Source organism: Streptomyces sp. Y2F8-2 (assembly GCF_014905555.1).
In the GTDB taxonomy this organism is placed as follows: Bacteria; Actinomycetota; Actinomycetes; order Streptomycetales; family Streptomycetaceae; genus Streptomyces; species Streptomyces cynarae.
On the sequence record NZ_BNGS01000008.1, the window covers coordinates 291566 to 306795 of the forward strand.

Annotated in this window: 15 protein-coding genes, 1 tRNA gene and 4 pseudogenes; 7 read left to right on the forward strand and 13 right to left on the reverse strand. The window is 68.7% G+C overall.

Annotated elements, in window-relative coordinates:
- Positions 1–228: 228 nt before the first annotated feature.
- The 3 genes from SY2F82_RS26810 to SY2F82_RS26820 all read right to left on the reverse strand — a co-directional run bounded on the left by SY2F82_RS26810 (position 229) and on the right by SY2F82_RS26820 (position 3298).
- Positions 229–1209, reverse strand: coding sequence for a DUF5926 family protein (locus tag SY2F82_RS26810; protein WP_200421710.1), 981 nt, complete (start codon positions 1207–1209; stop codon positions 229–231).
- Positions 1210–1741: 532 nt separating this feature from the next.
- A complete protein-coding gene (locus SY2F82_RS26815) occupies positions 1742–2284 on the reverse strand; it encodes an ATP-binding protein (protein WP_236041809.1) in 543 nt (180 codons plus the stop codon).
- 204 nt (positions 2285–2488) lie between these two features.
- Positions 2489–3298: a glycerophosphodiester phosphodiesterase gene (locus tag SY2F82_RS26820; protein ID WP_200421711.1), complete on the reverse strand. Its 810-nt coding sequence runs from the start codon at positions 3296–3298 to the stop codon at positions 2489–2491.
- A gap of 279 nt (positions 3299–3577) precedes the next feature.
- Between SY2F82_RS26820 and SY2F82_RS26825 the strand changes: the two genes are divergently transcribed.
- Complete coding sequence (locus SY2F82_RS26825) at positions 3578–5083, forward strand: S1C family serine protease (protein ID WP_200421712.1); 1506 nt, start codon at positions 3578–3580, stop codon at positions 5081–5083.
- A 313-nt stretch (positions 5084–5396) separates the two neighbouring features.
- Here SY2F82_RS26825 and SY2F82_RS26830 read toward each other — a convergent pair whose 3' ends face one another.
- Genes SY2F82_RS26830 through SY2F82_RS26840 form a run of 3 tightly spaced genes read right to left on the reverse strand, consistent with a single transcriptional unit; the run spans position 5397 to position 6953 of the window.
- The gene (locus SY2F82_RS26830) at positions 5397–5819 is read right to left on the reverse strand and encodes an arsenate reductase ArsC (RefSeq protein ID WP_200421713.1); all 423 of its coding nucleotides are present in this window, start codon (positions 5817–5819) and stop codon (positions 5397–5399) included.
- A gap of 31 nt (positions 5820–5850) precedes the next feature.
- Positions 5851–6585: an MIP/aquaporin family protein gene (locus tag SY2F82_RS26835; RefSeq protein WP_200421714.1), complete on the reverse strand. Its 735-nt coding sequence runs from the start codon at positions 6583–6585 to the stop codon at positions 5851–5853.
- Positions 6582–6953 (reverse strand): helix-turn-helix transcriptional regulator, encoded by a 372-nt coding sequence (locus tag SY2F82_RS26840; RefSeq protein WP_200421715.1) that lies wholly within the window; start codon positions 6951–6953, stop codon positions 6582–6584. The genes SY2F82_RS26835 and SY2F82_RS26840 overlap by 4 nt, the downstream gene beginning before the upstream one ends.
- 106 nt (positions 6954–7059) lie before the next feature.
- Here SY2F82_RS26840 and arsM point away from each other — a divergent pair, with 106 nt between their 5' ends.
- Together arsM and SY2F82_RS26850 are read left to right on the forward strand one after the other, a co-directional pair.
- On the forward strand, positions 7060–7956 hold the full coding sequence (gene arsM, locus SY2F82_RS26845; RefSeq protein WP_200421716.1) for an arsenite methyltransferase: 897 nt from the start codon (positions 7060–7062) through the stop codon (positions 7954–7956).
- A 154-nt stretch (positions 7957–8110) separates the two neighbouring features.
- Positions 8111–8195 (forward strand) — tRNA-Ser (locus SY2F82_RS26850).
- 137 nt (positions 8196–8332) lie between these two features.
- Here SY2F82_RS26850 and SY2F82_RS39730 read toward each other — a convergent pair.
- From SY2F82_RS39730 to SY2F82_RS26865, 4 genes and pseudogenes are all read right to left on the reverse strand, one after another.
- Positions 8333–8473 (reverse strand): hypothetical protein, encoded by a 141-nt coding sequence (locus SY2F82_RS39730; RefSeq protein ID WP_308437792.1) that lies wholly within the window; start codon positions 8471–8473, stop codon positions 8333–8335.
- A 68-nt stretch (positions 8474–8541) separates the two neighbouring features.
- Positions 8542–8751 (reverse strand): AlpA family transcriptional regulator, encoded by a 210-nt coding sequence (locus tag SY2F82_RS39130; RefSeq protein WP_236041810.1) that lies wholly within the window; start codon positions 8749–8751, stop codon positions 8542–8544.
- A gap of 77 nt (positions 8752–8828) precedes the next feature.
- Positions 8829–9728: pseudogene (locus SY2F82_RS26860) on the reverse strand (ATP-binding protein); the annotation flags it as partial.
- Between the two features lie 2 nt (positions 9729–9730).
- Positions 9731–10195 (reverse strand): annotated as a pseudogene (locus tag SY2F82_RS26865) (DNA primase); the annotation flags it as partial.
- 528 nt (positions 10196–10723) lie between these two features.
- Here SY2F82_RS26865 and SY2F82_RS26870 point away from each other — a divergent pair.
- Positions 10724–11512 (forward strand): GntR family transcriptional regulator, encoded by a 789-nt coding sequence (locus tag SY2F82_RS26870; RefSeq protein ID WP_200421717.1) that lies wholly within the window; start codon positions 10724–10726, stop codon positions 11510–11512.
- A 3-nt stretch (positions 11513–11515) separates the two neighbouring features.
- Positions 11516–12271 carry a glycosyltransferase gene (locus SY2F82_RS26875; protein ID WP_200421718.1) on the forward strand — a complete coding sequence of 252 codons (756 nt, stop codon included), beginning with the start codon at positions 11516–11518 and terminating at the stop codon, positions 12269–12271.
- On the opposite strand, the gene SY2F82_RS26880 is transcribed toward SY2F82_RS26875, so the two are convergent.
- Positions 12272–12832: a hypothetical protein gene (locus tag SY2F82_RS26880; RefSeq protein ID WP_200421719.1), complete on the reverse strand. Its 561-nt coding sequence runs from the start codon at positions 12830–12832 to the stop codon at positions 12272–12274.
- A gap of 819 nt (positions 12833–13651) precedes the next feature.
- On the reverse strand, positions 13652–13999 hold the full coding sequence (locus tag SY2F82_RS26885) for a hypothetical protein (RefSeq protein WP_200421720.1): 348 nt from the start codon (positions 13997–13999) through the stop codon (positions 13652–13654).
- A gap of 160 nt (positions 14000–14159) precedes the next feature.
- On the opposite strand from SY2F82_RS26885, the gene SY2F82_RS26890 reads away from it, so the two are divergent.
- Both SY2F82_RS26890 and SY2F82_RS26895 read left to right on the forward strand, forming a co-directional pair.
- Positions 14160–14633 (forward strand): hypothetical protein, encoded by a 474-nt coding sequence (locus SY2F82_RS26890; RefSeq protein ID WP_236041811.1) that lies wholly within the window; start codon positions 14160–14162, stop codon positions 14631–14633.
- Positions 14566–14784: pseudogene (locus SY2F82_RS26895) on the forward strand (hypothetical protein); the annotation flags it as partial. The gene SY2F82_RS26890 and the pseudogene SY2F82_RS26895, both read left to right, overlap by 68 nt.
- A 239-nt stretch (positions 14785–15023) precedes the next feature.
- On the opposite strand, the pseudogene SY2F82_RS39135 reads toward SY2F82_RS26895, so the two are convergent.
- Positions 15024–15128 (reverse strand): annotated as a pseudogene (locus tag SY2F82_RS39135) (GNAT family N-acetyltransferase); the annotation flags it as partial.
- Positions 15129–15230 lie beyond the last annotated feature (102 nt).

Below are 15230 nucleotides of genomic sequence, written 5' to 3' on the forward strand. Positions count from 1 at the left end.
CGCCGCACCTACCCGTACATGGAAAGACCCGGTTGCTGGCGACGGGGGATGCACCAGCAACCGGGCTACTGGAACGGTAACAAGAGATCGGCGGTTCGCAAATTCGATCTCGGCTATTCGGACACGGATTGGCCGGTCGCAGCGGGGGCTTGTGACAGGAGTCACCTGAGGTCGGGCCCTGGTCGGTGTCCGCCCGGCCCGACCGGGTGGCCGGGCCGGGATTGCGCGTCAGCTGAGGGTCACCTGTCGGTTGGTCAGTCCGCCGCGGGCCCGGCGCTCGTCCGCGGTGAGCGGCGCGTCGGAGGCCAGCGCGGTCGCGAGGCGCTCGGCGAACTCGGCCGCCGGCTTCTCCACGTCCTCCGCGCCCATGTCGCTCGGCAGGTCCCAGACCGGCACCGTGAGCCCGTGCGCCCGGAAGGAGCCGACCAGGCGCGTGCCCTCGCCGAGGCTCGACCCGCCGGCCGCGTGCAGCCGCGCGAGAGCGTCCAGAAGCCGCTCCTCGGGGTGCGGCATGACCCACCGCAGGTGGTTCTTCTCGGGGGTCTGGCACCAGTACGCGGCGTCCACACCGGTCAGGCGGACGGTGGGGATCGCCGCGGCGTTGGCCCGCTCCAGGGAGGCGGCCACCTCCGGCGTCGTGTTCTCCGCGTCCGGGACCCAGAACTCGAAGCCGCTGTGCACGACCGGCTCGAAGGGGCCCTCGGGGTCCAGCAGGTCCTGCAGGCGCGGGCCGTCGGCGGGCGGCCGGCGGCCCTGGATCGGGGTGCCCGGCTCGGCGGTGAGGGCACGCTGGAGGGTGTCGGCGAGGTCGCGGCTGATGTCGCCCGACGCCGTGTCGTTCTGCAGGCCGAGCAGGATCGAGCCGTCGTCGCGGCGCAGCGCCGGCCATGCCATCGGCAGCACCGTGGCGAGCGTGACCGAGGGGACGCCCTCGGGGAGTTCCTCCCGCAGCTTCAGCTCGACGGTCGCCGCAGGCACCAGCTCGCGCAGCGCCACCCAGTCGCACTCGTCGGGCAGTCCTTCGAACGGGCGCTGCACCAGCTCGGTCACCGCGTGCGCGGCGGCACGGCCGTGGCAGGCCTTGTAGCGGCGGCCGCTGCCGCAGGGGCAGGGCTCCCGGCCGCCGACGACCGGGACGTCCCCATCGGCGCGGGCACCGTCCGTGGGCTGCGGGCGCTTGGCCTGGGTCTGGGGTCGCTTCTTGGCCATCGTGGGTGTCTCCCGGTTACGGCTCGTTTCGTACGGTCGCGAGCCTAGCCGTTCGTACGACGCCCGACGGGATCCTGTGGACAACGCACCGGAGGGTCCACCTGGCGGTACGCGGATCGGGGGGTGGGGAGGGGCATGCGGCGGTTCGCCGGCGGTCCGTACCGTGCGCGTCTGCCGGTTCGGGCCGGGCGCGGGATCGGCCTGTGCGGTGCCGGGTGGAGGCGGTGCCGGGTGGGGCGGTGCCGGTTAGGCGGGGCTGCCGGGCGGCCCCGGGCCGGCGGACCGGTCGCCGGCGGCCCGAGTCGTGGTCGCCCAACGTGTCCTGGACCGTTCAGTGCCGGGTCGTGGGGAGCGACCCGGACCGGTTCGCTCCTGGTCTTCGAGCGCCTCCTGGGTCAGCCCACTCGTGGTCGTCGAGCGCGTCCCGGACGGCTCACTCCCGGTCGCCGAACGCCCCTGGACGGCTCACTCCCGGTCGTCGTACGCGTCCTCGACCCCGTCGGTCCCGTCGTCGTACGCGTCCCCGACCACCTCAGTCCAGGTCGTCGAACGCGTCCTCGAAGTCCAGGCCCGGTATCTGCGAGACGGCCGGTGCCGTGACGCGTGAGGCGAAGTCCTCGCTGCGGCGGGCCGTGTCGGTGTCGTCCTGGACGACGACCCAGACCGTGACCTCGCCGTGGGCGTCGTCCCGTACGCCCCAGTCCTTGGCCAGCGCCCTGATGATGTTCAACCCCCGGCCGCCGTGCGCGGTCACCGAGGGGGTCGCCGGAACCGGGCGGGTCGGGCCGCCTCCGTCCGTCACCTCGACCGTGAGCCGTCCCGAGGTGTCGACACGCCATGCGGCGCGCACGTCCCCGTCTGCCGTCAAGCTGTCGCGGAGTGGTCTGCCGTGCCGACACGCATTGCTGAGCAGTTCCGAAAGGATCAATACAGCATCGTCGATGACCGATTCCGACATGCCACCCGTGCGCAACTGATCGCGCATCCGGTGTCTTGCCTCCCCCACGCCCGCAGGACCATGGGGTACGGCCATGCTCGACGACGTGGGCACCTCCTGTGCCACCACCAACGCCACCCCCGAGACCTCCTTCGCCCCACGCCACGGTGTGAATGCCCCGCGTGACCGGGCCGGAAACCGTCCGTACACGCCGAGTGATGCACTCGACACGATCGAACACGGACCGAACGCGCCGGTGCACTCCCTGTCATCACCATGGCTGGTTTCATCCCATATGGGCGTCCCGGGGGAGAAACGTTCCGTGGCGGAGGTCGACCCCGCTCAGCGACCGAGCCGGTCCAGCACCGCGCGCGGGCGGTTGGTGATGATGGCGTCGACGCCCAGTTCCAGGCAGAGGTCGACGTCCTCCGGCTCGTTCACGGTCCACACGTGCACCTGGTGTCCGGCCCGCTTCAGCCGCTGGATGTACGCGGGGTGGGTGCGCACGATCCGCATCGAGGGCCCCGCGATCCGGACACCGGCCGGCAGCCGCCCGTCCCGCAGCCGGGGCGAGAGGAACTGCAACAGGTACACCGTCGGCAACGTGGGCGCGGCCGTCCGCACCCGGTGCAGTGACCGCGCCGAGAAGCTCATGATCCGTACCGGTGACTTGTCCGGGGACTCCGGGGCGTCCAGGCCGAACCGCTTCAGCAGGAGCAGCAGCCGCTCCTCGACCTGCCCCGCCCAGCGCGTGGGGTGCTTGGTCTCGACGGCCAGGTCGATGGGCCGCCCGGCGTCGGCGACGAGTTCCAGCAGCCGCTCCAGGGTGAGCACCGAGGTGTCCTCGGGGTCCTGCGGCCGGTGCTCCCAGTCGGGCTCCTCGTCGCTCCTCTTCCAGGAGCCGAAGTCCAGCGCGGCGAGGTCGGCGAGTTCCAGGGCGGAGACCGCGCCGCGTCCGTTGGACGTACGGTTGACGCGCCGGTCGTGGACGCAGACGAGGTGTCCGTCCGCGGTCAGCCGGACATCGCACTCGAGGGCGTCGGCACCGTCCTCGATCGCCTTCCTGTACGCGGCGAGGGTGTGCTCGGGGGCGTCCTCGGAGGCCCCGCGGTGGGCGACGACCTGAACCTGGTGCTGTCGTGCGTGGGTCACCGCGTCATCGTCCCACTGTCGCGGGGTACACGTGGGACCGGAGGGCGGGGTGACGGAATCGGCGAGGTGTCGGGAATGCAGATTTTTGTTCGCACCGGTCCGATATAAAGGATGGCCACGGACCCACAGCCACCGCTTATGGTGCCCTGACGTCCGGTGGGAAAAGCTTGACGGCGTACAAAGGGACACGCACAGCTGGGAGCGCCCGGCGCCGCGCGCGGGTGTGCGAGTGCGGCCGAGTGCGACCGAGAAGACAGCCGTGGAACGAGGAGAAGAGCTGTGAGCACCGAGAACGAGGGCACTGCGGTACCCCCGGCCCCGTCTGCACCTCCTGTGCCGGTGGACGCTCCTGCTTCCGCGCCGGGTGAGGCCCCCGAAGGGCAGGCGCCTTCCGCAGGCACCCCGGGCGCGGGGGGCACTCCGCCCGCGGGGGGCGCACCGCTCGGGCACGGTGCCCCGCAGCCGCCGAGGCCCGAGGGCGCACCGCAGCCGGAGGGTGCGCCGACCGCGCAGCTCCCGCCGGTGCCGCCGGGGCACCCCGTGGCCTCCTCCGCCCCCCAGTCCGGCTGGCCGCCGCCTCCGCCGGCCACCCCCGCGTACGCGGGCGGCACCGGTGCGGGCGGCCCTTGGGGCGCCCCGTACGAGAACCCCGCCCCGAAGCCCAAGAACAGGCGTGGCGGTCTGGTCGCCGCGATCCTCGTCGCCGCGCTGGTGGCGGGCGGCGTCGGTGGCGGCATCGGTTACCAGCTGGCCAAGGACGACGACTCCAGCGGCTCCACGACGGTCTCCGCGGCCACCAGCGGCGGCGATGTGAGGCACGACAACGGCACGGTCGCCGCCGTGGCCGCCAGGGCGCTGCCGAGCACGGTCACCATCGAGGCCGAGTCGACCAACGGCCAGGGCGGCACCGGCACGGGCTTCGTCTTCGACAAGCAGGGCCACATCGTCACCAACAACCACGTGGTCGCCGACGCGGTCGACGGCGGCAAGCTCACGGCGACGTTCCCGAACGGCAAGAAGTACGACGCCGAGATCATCGGTCACGCGCAGGGCTACGACGTGGCCGTCATCAAGCTCAAGAACGCCCCGTCGGACCTCAAGCCGCTCGCCCTCGGCGATTCGGACAAGGTGGAGGTCGGCGATCCGGCGATCGCCATCGGCGCGCCCTTCGGCCTGTCGAACACGGTGACCTCGGGCATCATCAGCGCCAAGCACCGTCCGGTGGCCTCCAGCGACGGCAGCTCCGGCAGCAAGGCGTCCTACATGAGCGCCCTGCAGACGGACGCCTCGATCAACCCGGGCAACTCAGGCGGTCCCCTGCTGGACGCCCAGGGCGCGGTCATCGGCATCAACTCGGCGATCCAGTCGACGAACAACAGCGGGTTCGGCAGCAGCGGCCAGTCCGGTTCGATCGGTCTTGGCTTCGCGATCCCGATCGACCAGGCGAAGTACGTCGCCCAGCAGCTGATCGCCACGGGCAAGCCGGTCTACGCGAAGATCGGCGCCTCGGTCTCGCTGGACGACTCCTCCGGCGGCGCGAAGATCACCGACCAAAGCACGGGCGGCTCCGCCGCGGTCGAGTCGGGCGGCCCCGCGGACAGGGCGGGCCTCAAGCCGGGCGATGTGATCACCAAGTTGGACGACACGGTGATCGACAGCGGCCCGACCCTGATTGGCGAGATCTGGACCCACAAGCCCGGCGACAAGGTGACGATCACCTACCAGCGCGACGGCAGGCCCCACACGGCGGAAGTGACCCTGGGCTCCCGCGTCGGCGACAACTGAGCCGCACGGTGCGCCAGGCGGCACGGACGAGCACGGCCCGGGACCGGTGGGCTTGTCCCGCCGCCCCGGGCGGACCGGGGCGAGGCGGGTCGCCCGAGCGGCCTGAGGGAACGGTCTCCTAAGGGAACGGTCTTGAAAAACGTGAGTACGCGAAAGCGTCCCCACGGGTTCGGATCCCGCCGCCTCCGCAGGTCATAGACCTGCTGGTCAGAAGGGGTGCCTCTCACTACCCAGGCCATGACCGCCGCCGATCACGTCAGGAGAGGGAAGAACTCGTACCTCGCCGGGTGGGCCCACACAAACCCGCAGTTCTTCATGCCGCCGTTGGGATACCAAGTTCGGTGAGCAGGCCGCGCACGCGCTGTTCGATCTCGTCCCGGATGGGCCGCACCGCGTCGATTCCTTGGCCCGCCGGGTCGTCCAGTTGCCAGTCCAAGTACCGCTTGCCGGGAAAAACGGGACAGGTGTCTCCGCAGCCCATCGTGATCACCACGTCCGAGGACTGCACCGCCTCGGTGGTGAGGACCTTGGGTGTCTCGGCGGAGATGTCGATGCCGACCTCCGCCATTGCCTTGACCACGGCGGGGTTGACCGCGTCGGCGGGGGCGGAGCCGGCCGAGCGGACCTCGACCTGATCGCCGCCCAGGTGGGTCAGGAACGCGGCGCCCATCTGGGAGCGGCCGGCGTTGTGGACGCAGACGAACAGGACCGAGGGGCGCGGGGCGGGGGTGCTCATGGCAGGCGTCTTTCCGGGAGAGCGGAGTGGGTCAGGAGGAGGCGAGTTCGGGTTCGCCGTGTGGGACGACGACCTTGTCCCCGGCGGGGGCGGGACGGCCGTACACGGTGATGACGGCGCCCAGCCCGAGCACGGCTCCGACCAATTGGGCGGCGACGAACGGGGCGACGGAGGCAGGGGCGATTCCGGTGAAGGTGTCGGTGAAGGCCCGGCCGATGGTCACTGCCGGGTTCGCGAAGGAGGTGGAGGAGGTGAACCAGTAGGCGGCTCCGATGTACGAGGCCACGGCCACCGGTGCGAGGGAGGCGTTGCCGATGCGTTCGAGTCCGAAGATCAGCAGGATCAGCCCGGCCGTGGCGACCACCTCACCGAGCCACAGGTGAGAGGCGGACCGGTCGTGCGTGGACCACTCGACCAGCGGCTTGGCGAACATCGCGTCGGCCAGGATCGCCCCGCCCATGGCCCCGGCGATCTGTGCGGGCACATACGCGGCCACGTCTCGCAGGGTGAGGCCATCGGCCTTGTTGCGGCCGGTGAACCAGGCGGCGAGGGTGACGGCCGGGTTGAAGTGCGCGCCGGAGACCGGCCCGAGCACGGCGATCAGCACGCCCAGTCCGAAGACGGTGGCGAGGGAGTTGGCGAGCAGCTGCACGCCCACGTCGCGCGACAGCTCGGTGGCCTGGATGCCGGAGCCGACCACCACTGCCACCAGCAGCCCGGTTCCCACGGCTTCAGCGGCGAGCCGTCGACTCAGGGGCGCGGTCACGCGATGGCTCCGGCGGTCTGCGGCGCGGTCAGGAATGCGGCGAGCCGGTCCAGGACACCGGGTAGCACCCAGTAGTACACCCAGGTCCCGCGCCGCTCGCAGTCGATGAGCCCGGCCTGCCGGAGCAGCTTGAGGTGGTGGGAGATCGTCGGCTGGGACAACTCGAAGGCCGGCGTCAGCTCACACACGCAGACCTCGCCGCCCTCACCGCGCGAGGCGATCATCGACATCAGCCGTAGCCGGACCGGATCGCCCAGAGCCTTGAACACCTTCGCCAGCTCGGCCGCCTTGTCCTCATCCAGCGGCGAGGACAGCCCAGCGCAGCAGGCGGTTTCCTGCCCGATCAGCTCAAGCTCTTGTTTCGACATGCCTCTATGTTGACGTTTTTCGATTCAAGGCGCAAGGTTGCATCAACGAACGTCAATACAGGCCGTTCCGGGGGCACCGTCATGCCCCGTCACCCGGGAGTGAGTCATGAGCGAGCAGTCCACAGACCTGCGTGAAACCGTCCGCCGGCGCTATGCCGCGGCGGCCGTGAAGGTGACCGAGGGGGGCGCCGCCTGTTGCGGGCCGCAGCCGGTCGAGGTCGACGAGAACTTCGGTTCGACCCTGTACGCCGCCGACGAGCGCGACGCACTGCCCGCTGAGGCGGTTGCCGCGTCACTCGGCTGCGGCAACCCGACCGCCGTCGCAGAACTGCGTGAGGGCGAACGCGTCCTCGACCTGGGCTCCGGCGGCGGCATCGACGTCCTGCTCTCCGCTCGACGCGTCGGCCCCACCGGCAAGGCGTACGGGGTGGACATGACCGACGAGATGCTGGCCCTGGCCCTGGCCAACGCGGAGAAGGCGGGCGCGACGAACGTCGAGTTCCTGAAGGGCACTATCGAGTCCATCCCGCTGCCCGCGAACACCGTCGACGTGGTGATCTCGAACTGCGTGATCAACCTGTCCGTCGACAAGCCCGCCGTGTTCGCCGAGACCTTCCGCGTCCTGAAGCCCGGCGGTCGCATCGGCGTCTCCGACGTGGTCGCCGACGACAGCCTCACGCCCGAGCAGCGCGCCGAGCGCGGCGACTACGTCGGGTGCATCGCCGGTGCCCTGTCGTTCGCCGAATACCGCCGGGGACTGGAGGCGGCCGGCTTCATGGACGTTGAGATCACTCCCACCCACCCGGTTGCCGACGGCATGCACTCTGCCGTCGTCCGCGCCGTCAAGCCCACCAGCGCGACAGAGGCAAACGGCTCCTCGGCAGCCGCCGCTTGCTGCGGCGTCAGTGCTTGTTGCACATCCGGCGAGCAGGCCGCCGATCCAACGGCTACCGTCGCTGAGGCGAAGGCCGCAAGCGGCTGCGGCTGCCAGAGCCGACGGTGACCCGGACGTCGGTGGCAGGGGCAGATCAGACACTGCCCAGCGGGCGGCCTCGAGCGTGGAAGACAGTCAGTGGACCCCGTGTGGACCACAAGCCCCGCGCGAGGCCGCAGGCCGGTAGGCTGTAGCCCGCTCCGCCCCAGGCGGGCCGGGGCGAGGTGGGTTGCCCGAGCGGCCTAAGGGAACGGTCTTGAAAACCGTCGTGGCGCAAGCCACCGTGGGTTCAAATCCCACACCCACCGCACGCAGGTCAGCTTAGGTGCTGGTCAGAAGGGGTGTTCCGGTCTCCGGAGCACCCCTTTCCCGTTCGACCTGTCTCACCCTTTCTCGCGCGTATCCCACCGTTGACCAGTACGTATGGGCCATCCGTGGGCCAGGATCAGGAACCGTGGCCCTCGTCGAGTGCGCGGGAGATCAGGTCGTTGGAGTGCTTCTGGCCACCCTTAAGGATCTTTGCGTAGAAGCGGTACAGCACTGCGATGCTGTGGCCGGCACGCGCGGCGACCTCTGCGGGGTCCACGCCTGATTTGATCCAGAGGGAGACGCCGGCGTGGCGGAGTGAGTACGGCACAGCGGCGAGTTCCGATTTCACCTCGCTGGGCGACAGCACCGCCTTGCGCGCTCGCTCCCAGACGTCGCAGTACTCGGTGGGTCGGCCCGGCTGACGCGGACCTGGCCGTTGGGGAGCTTGCGGAGTCGGGGGGCTTGGCCGCGGGCGCGCATGCGGTAGAAGGCGGCGCGGCTCATGCCGATCTCGTCGAGGACTTCGGGGAGTTTGAGCATCTGGGGGCGTGCCACGGTCGACTCCTTGGAGGCTTCGGTCATGGCGGGGCTCTGGGCCCCGTTTTCAGGGGAGTGGGTCCTTGGGGGGATCGCGCCTGTCCGGGACGGATGACGCCGACGTCGATACCGGTCAGGAGCATGGGGCGCCGGTAGCGGGAGCGGACGACGTCGCCGTCGGTGAACAGCGCGCGCTTGATGCTCTCGGCGCCGGTGACGATGCAGCACATGAGGTCGGACAGGTCGGGGGGCAGGTGGGAGAGGTTGTCCAGGGCGGTGACCCATCCGGCGGCGACGGCCGTGATCATGTTCTCCTCGTCCTTCGGTGGCCGGCGCAGGTCGCCACTCATCCCTTCGATGATCCGCACCAGCATCCGGCCGCCGGTGGACTTGCCCGCTCCCTGGGGCCCGGTGAGGAACGGTGCGGGGACGGGCACGGACGGCTCCAGGCAGCCGATGAGCCAGGCGAGGGCGAGGCACTCGGTCTCGGCGCTGGCGAAGTTGCACAGGCGCAGCAGGAGGTCGATTCCCTTGCCGTTGGTGTCCCGGGCGGGCAGTGGCAGTTCTCCGGTGAGCTGGGTGCGCCGCCGGCAGACTTCCTGTGGGTCGGGGGTGAGGATGTCCCAGCCGGTGGGGTGGATGCGGACGGACTTGCCGTCGTCGCGGCCCAGGTCGAGCCAGGTGGCACCGTCAAAGCCGGGGGCGACGCGGATGTGGGTGGGCTGCACGTCCTCGCTCAGCGCGAGTGCTTCGATCAAGTCCAACGCCTCCTTGAGTGCCGTGCCGTTGAACACGCCGACCCCGTCCTTGAAGAGGCCGACCATGAGTTCCTGTCGGTGGCTCCCGGTCGTGCCCTGGGAGCGGATGGGCCGGGCGACGGGGTGCCCGTTCTTCTGCGCGTACACGGTCCCGTCGATGGTGCGGAAGTACCGGAAGTGCGCTTGCGCGTAGTCGGTGATGATCTGGCGGGCCGGAGTCTTCTCGTCGTCGGACATGGTCACAGTCCCAACCTGGTGCGGGCGTTGTTCCACGCGTCGGTGCAGTGCCGGGGCGATTCGCCCTTGGCCTGCGCGGCGGAGAACAGCCGGGCGACGTGGGCGTCGGTGAGGCAGCCGCACCGGCCGTGGGTGGACAGCACAGCGAGGAAGGTGCGGTAGACGGTGGCGTGCACCGCTTCGCGAGCGTCTGTGATGCGCTGCTCCGCCATGGCGATGCCACGCTCCAGGTAGGCGGGCGTGCGGTGGCGGCACTCACCGCCCCCGACCGGTGCGGGCACCATGGTGGCCTGAGATGCGGCCCGGACCGGACACGGCTTGCTCACGACCAGCGCGCGCACGGCATCCGGCAGGTAGGCCATGGTGCCGGTGCCGAACCCGAGCCAGCGGGCGTAGCCCATCGTGGACTTGATATCCACGCCGGGGCGGACGGCGTTCGCGGACTGCATCGCACCGAGGTAGAGCCAGTCAGCCGGGGGGCATGGAAGTTGCGGCGCGGCCTTGCGCTCCCCGTTCGCCTGCATACGGCGGTACAGGCTTTCCAGGTGCTCGGGCTGCAAGCGGTCAAGGCGGTGCTTGCCCACGCCAGGCGACGAAGGTGCGCATACGCATGGTGGGCCTCTCCTCTGACTGCGTCGAGATAGGGAGACCGGATGCGGCGCGTTGTCCTTGTCCGGGAGTGCGGCCGCATCCGGTCGTAAGAGCCAAAGCCGCAGGTCGCGGCAGGCCAAGCACCCCGGGCGAGATCTGATCTCGCGCCCTCACGGCTGGATAACCGGGGCCCGACGGTCATCACCCGGCCGTCCCGGCGACAGGGGCGTAGCGCCCTGTCGATCTCAAAGCACGCTGTTGAGTTCTCAAGGAACCGGCGCTTCCTTCGTTCACCCTCGCGGGCTTTCCTCCGGGAACAACAGGAAGACAGGACCTCCTGTCCTCAACTCCTCTTGAGGAGTTACCTTGAGGGGGCGCGCCAATTCAGGAACGGTGGAGATCCAATGGCCAAGGCCTACGAGCGCATCGCGGACGATCTGCGACAGCGCATCCGTGCAGGTGAGTGGAGCCCAGGCGAGCGCCTGCCGGCAGAGACCAAGCTTGTGGAGGAGTTCCGTAAGAGCCTGCCAACCTTGCGACAGGCTCTCGGCGTGTTGCAGGCGGAAGGGCTGATCGAGAAGCAGCACGGTCGCGGCAATGTCGTCCGCAAGACTCGCCGCATGGTGACCCGGACCAATGAGCGTCACCAGTGGGAGAAGGACCGGGCCCGTGATCCTCTGGAAGAGCGTCGGCGAACCGGAGCCACTGAACACGACACGGGCCTGACAGTCTCTGACCTGGTCTTCAGCGCAGAGTACGGCGAGAGCGAAGCGGACGAGGAACTAGCAGAGCTGTTCGGCGTCCCAGTCGGCACCCGCATGCTCGAACGTGTGTACAGAACCCGATACCGCGAGGAAGACGCACCGTTCAACGTCAGCCGGTCCTGGCTTGTGTACGAGACGGCGGCGGCCAACCCTGATCTACTCGACCAGAACAAGGAACCGTGGCCCGGGGGCACACAGAATCAGCTTCTTACCGTGGGCATCGAGCTAGACCGCGTCATCGAGCGAGTGACCGCCCGGCCGCCCACGATAGAGGAGACTGAAGAGCTGGGGTTGACTGCGGGCGTCGCGGTCATGGTTCTACGGAAGACCAGCATCGACACGGGCGGCCGTGTCGTGGAGGTGGCTGAAGTGACATTGCCTGGGGACCGCACTGTTCTGGAGTTCACGACTCCCTTGGCTCGGTGGTGACGCATGAGCGAGACGATCACCGTCATCACGGCCGTACACGCGCCGGGTGCTCAGCACTTGCCGGACGCGTACAAGTCGCTCGTTGAGCAGGAAATGCCCAACGGGTGGGACTGGCAGTGGGTCATTCAGGAAGACGGCGAGACTGACGCTGTTGCGCCGTTCGTGCCGGATGACGAGCGAGTGAGCTTCGCGCAGGGGCGGGCCGGTCGCGCGGCTATGGCGAGGACCATGGGGCTCGCCCGCGTTGAGGGCAAGTTCGTCAAGGTTCTCGACGCGGACGACATGTTGACGCCGGGCACGCTCGCGCGCGACATTGCCGCCCTCTCTCAAACCGGGGTCGGCTGGGCCACGTGCCGAGTTCTGGATCTGCTGCCGGACGGGTCCACCGTCGGCTTTGACCAGGACCCGCCGGCCGGACCCATCGAGCGCGGTGCAGTTCTGGAGCACTGGAAAGCACATGGCTACCGCGCTCAGGTTCACCCCGCGACGCTCTGCGTGCGGCGGGATCTACTCTTTGCCGTCGGCGGTTGGATGGCGCTGCCAGCGTCGGAAGACACAGGACTCCTGTTGGCACTCAACGCCGTTTCCCGTGGTTGGTTCAGCGCTGAGACCGGACTTCTCTACCGGAAGTGGCCGGGCCAGGTGACCAGCCAAGAGGCCCATGTTCATGAGGGCGAGCGGTCCGCACGTATGGCTGTAATCGGCGCGCGCGCTGAAGTTCTCGCGAGCTTCGATGCGTGGCGCTACCTCGGAGACTGATCAGCCGTCCGATTCCTGGCGGGTGCTGGGCAGAATCAGATCCTTCGCACCATGTTCGTCCCCCTGGAAGCTTCCGCTGACGCCAAGGTCTTTCCGCGCCGCTTCGTGGAAGCGGTTGATCTCTTGGAATACCTTCCTGTGCAGCGCGCGCCAGTCTTCCAGGGGGCCGTTCGTCACGCCTCGCGCTCGCCAGTCGATGGCGTGGGCGGTGGCGTTCAGGTTGTGAGCGGCTTCGATCACCCCATCCTCAGCGAGCAACATGATTCGCTCGAACGCCCGGCCACGCCACACCCCGGCTTCGACCAGGGCCTCCGTCAGCTCCTGCTCGGTTTGCTCGACGGTCCGCATCCCCTGCCTGGTCTCGTAGACCAGGACGGCCGCGTAAATGCAGCTTCGGACGCGGTCGATGTACTCGGCGTACGCGTCTAGCTTCCGTTCATCCCACCGCGTCAGCATCGTGTACCGCGTCCGGTGGCGCTCCATCGCATGGTTCGTGTAGTGCGTGACCAGTCCACCCAGCAACACTGCAGCGATCGTTACCAGTTGCCCCAAGAGATCCATGCGACCTGCCCCCGTGTCCGGCCCGCGACGATCTTAGAGGGGCATAGGCAAGGACGAAAATCTGGGTTCCAGCGTTGTCCTGGTTTCTGTCCAGTGCGCCGCCGGCCGCCACTGTTCATCGCAATACGCGCGCTTGCTCTGACCTGCCGTTTGAACCCTGGTGAACGTCCCCGTACGGCCGTGCGGACAGTTGGAAAGCGTGTTGTAGAACGCCGTTTTAGCCTTCGCGCCACCGGTACCAGGTCGTGACATGGCCAGGACAGTCGCGGAACACCCGCACTGCGAGCATGAGGCTGTGGAAATCCTCCTTGCGCTCGGTCTTCTTGCCCTCGCCCTGGGTGGCTTCGTCTGCGTCGTTTGGGGGACTCTCGGCGGCCCCCGCTGGGTCCGCGTCATCTCCGCGATCATGCTGGGAGCGGCCAAGTTCGTACTCATGGCCAGCAGCGGCTCAGGTCGCACGGGCCGATCCACGTCGTCGGACTCGGACTAGGGCGCAAGTCGGCGACCTGTGGGCCATGTGTGGGCCAAGCGGCCATGAAAGCGATCCCACTATGGCGTGTGCGCTGGTCAGAGCAGGTACAGAAGACGCCATGGCGACGCTCTTGAAAACCGTCGTGGCGCGAGCCACCGTGGGTTCAAATCCCACACCCACCGCCAGGCCGGAAGGGCCCCTGACCAGGCAATACGGTCAGGGGCCGTTCCGCTGTCCGCTGCCCGCTCGCTACCGTGGTTCCCCGCACGTTCGGGCACGGATGGGGCACGCGTACCTTCTGTCAGACACTCAGCCGGGCCGGCGGATGACCGCCCCGGCGCCGACGGTCAACCCGACTCGGTGGGCGAAGACATCCAAGCGAAGGCGTCTGCCGTTCGGGTAGCCGGCGATCCGATCCGCCAGGAATCGGTGATGTCGGTCCAGCCGTGGAGGTAGGCGCTGCGCGCGCCGTGCTCTGCTGCTTGGTCATAGAAGAGGGTGAACCTGTAGACCCTGCCGTCTTCGGAGATGACTTGGCCGTCCTCGTGATCGGGGCCCTCCTGCAAGAGGTCGGCGACGATCGTCCGGTCTGGACCGACTCCTTGGCCCCTCAGGAGTTCCCGCAACCGGCTCCACAGGTCGTAGTCGCTGGTCCTCAGGAGATCGGTGTACTGAACGACGATGCTTGACACCATCAACCCGTGATCGGTCCGATACCTGGTTGGGGGGAAGCGGGCCGATGAGGTCAAGATCGGCGGTAGGCCATCATCTTGGGAAGCTGCGAGCTTTTGCGGCCGGTTCGGGCGCTGACCTGGTGGAGGTAGGAGTGTCCGTGCCTCGTGCCATGATCCTCGGGTGCTCGAGATCCTGGGATACGAAGGCGGCTCTTTGGTCAAGGGGAGCGCCTATCTGGACGAGCCCTTGTTCTGGCCGGTGCACCTCGGTACCTGCTTGCGTGGCGAGGACGCGCAACGAGCCGCGTTCGGTGCCGACTGGGACGCGGCCATGGAGTTCTACCGCGCACTGTCCGCCGACCACGAGTGGCCGGTGTTCAGCGTGCCCCTGCGTTCCGGCCACACCATCTACGTCGTCTACCGCAATTTCGACGGAGATCAAGGGGTGGACTACCTGATACATCACCCGGCTTGGCCCGCGGCGGAAACCCTCGCAGTGGACGACGGCCACTTCATGGGGCCCGGAACCGCCTGGCCGGAACTGCTGTCAGCTGCTCGGCAGTCGGCGCCAGAGGGCGTAGGCGGGCGGTTTGCACTGGAAGACCCGCCATCTTGTCGCGTGGGCCGGCCACCGCTCGTTCATCTGGGTCGATGACGAGATCAGCGATATGGACCGCCTCTGGGTCTCTGCGCAGCACGAAGGGCAGTCGCTGCTGCACCGCGTCGACCCGGTCGCAGCCCTTACTGACGACGATTTCGCCGAGCTCGCCCGCTGGCTCCGCTCCACCCTGCGCAACCGCTCCTGAGCACCGCTTCAGGAGTTCGATCAACCGGGCCCTACGGCATGCTGCGGCAGAGGGTGCGGTGACATAGCGGGCCGCTGAGGCATTTTCCTCCGCTGCCATCGAGCTCCACGATCACCTTGAGCCCTGGGTCACGCAGGCCCAGTGGCTCTACCGCTGGTGAGTCGGCTCAAGTCGTCGACTTGAACCCTGGCGGGTTCAGAACGCGCGGGGAACCGGAACCACGGCGCTTTCGTCGGGCGTCAGGCCGGCGGCCCGACCAGCGTCTCGAACGCCAGGCCGTCGCGGAACGGCAGGCCCGACCGCCCGTCGCCGTAAGGGAACGGGACGAGCTCACCGGTGCGACGGGGCCGCGCCGCGCATATGACGATCTTAGAACGAAGTGTGTGCAAGTGGTGTGGAAATCGATCATTCGATGGTAAGAACAGCCACTTGGTCTTTACGTTTCG

Excerpts from the sequence above, each read along its gene's own strand:
- SY2F82_RS26885 (WP_200421720.1), bottom strand. The coding sequence starts at position 13,999 with ATGGTGTCAAGCATCGTCGTTCAGTACACCGATCTCCTGAGGACCAGC.
- SY2F82_RS26810 (WP_200421710.1), bottom strand. The coding sequence starts at position 1,209 with ATGGCCAAGAAGCGACCCCAGACCCAGGCCAAGCGCCCGCAGCCCACG.
- SY2F82_RS26830 (WP_200421713.1), bottom strand. The coding sequence starts at position 5,819 with ATGAGCACCCCCGCCCCGCGCCCCTCGGTCCTGTTCGTCTGCGTCCAC.
- arsM (WP_200421716.1), top strand. The coding sequence starts at position 7,060 with ATGAGCGAGCAGTCCACAGACCTGCGTGAAACCGTCCGCCGGCGCTAT.
- SY2F82_RS26880 (WP_200421719.1), bottom strand. The coding sequence starts at position 12,832 with ATGGATCTCTTGGGGCAACTGGTAACGATCGCTGCAGTGTTGCTGGGT.
- SY2F82_RS26875 (WP_200421718.1), top strand. The coding sequence starts at position 11,516 with ATGAGCGAGACGATCACCGTCATCACGGCCGTACACGCGCCGGGTGCT.
- SY2F82_RS26840 (WP_200421715.1), bottom strand. The coding sequence starts at position 6,953 with ATGTCGAAACAAGAGCTTGAGCTGATCGGGCAGGAAACCGCCTGCTGC.
- SY2F82_RS26870 (WP_200421717.1), top strand. The coding sequence starts at position 10,724 with ATGGCCAAGGCCTACGAGCGCATCGCGGACGATCTGCGACAGCGCATC.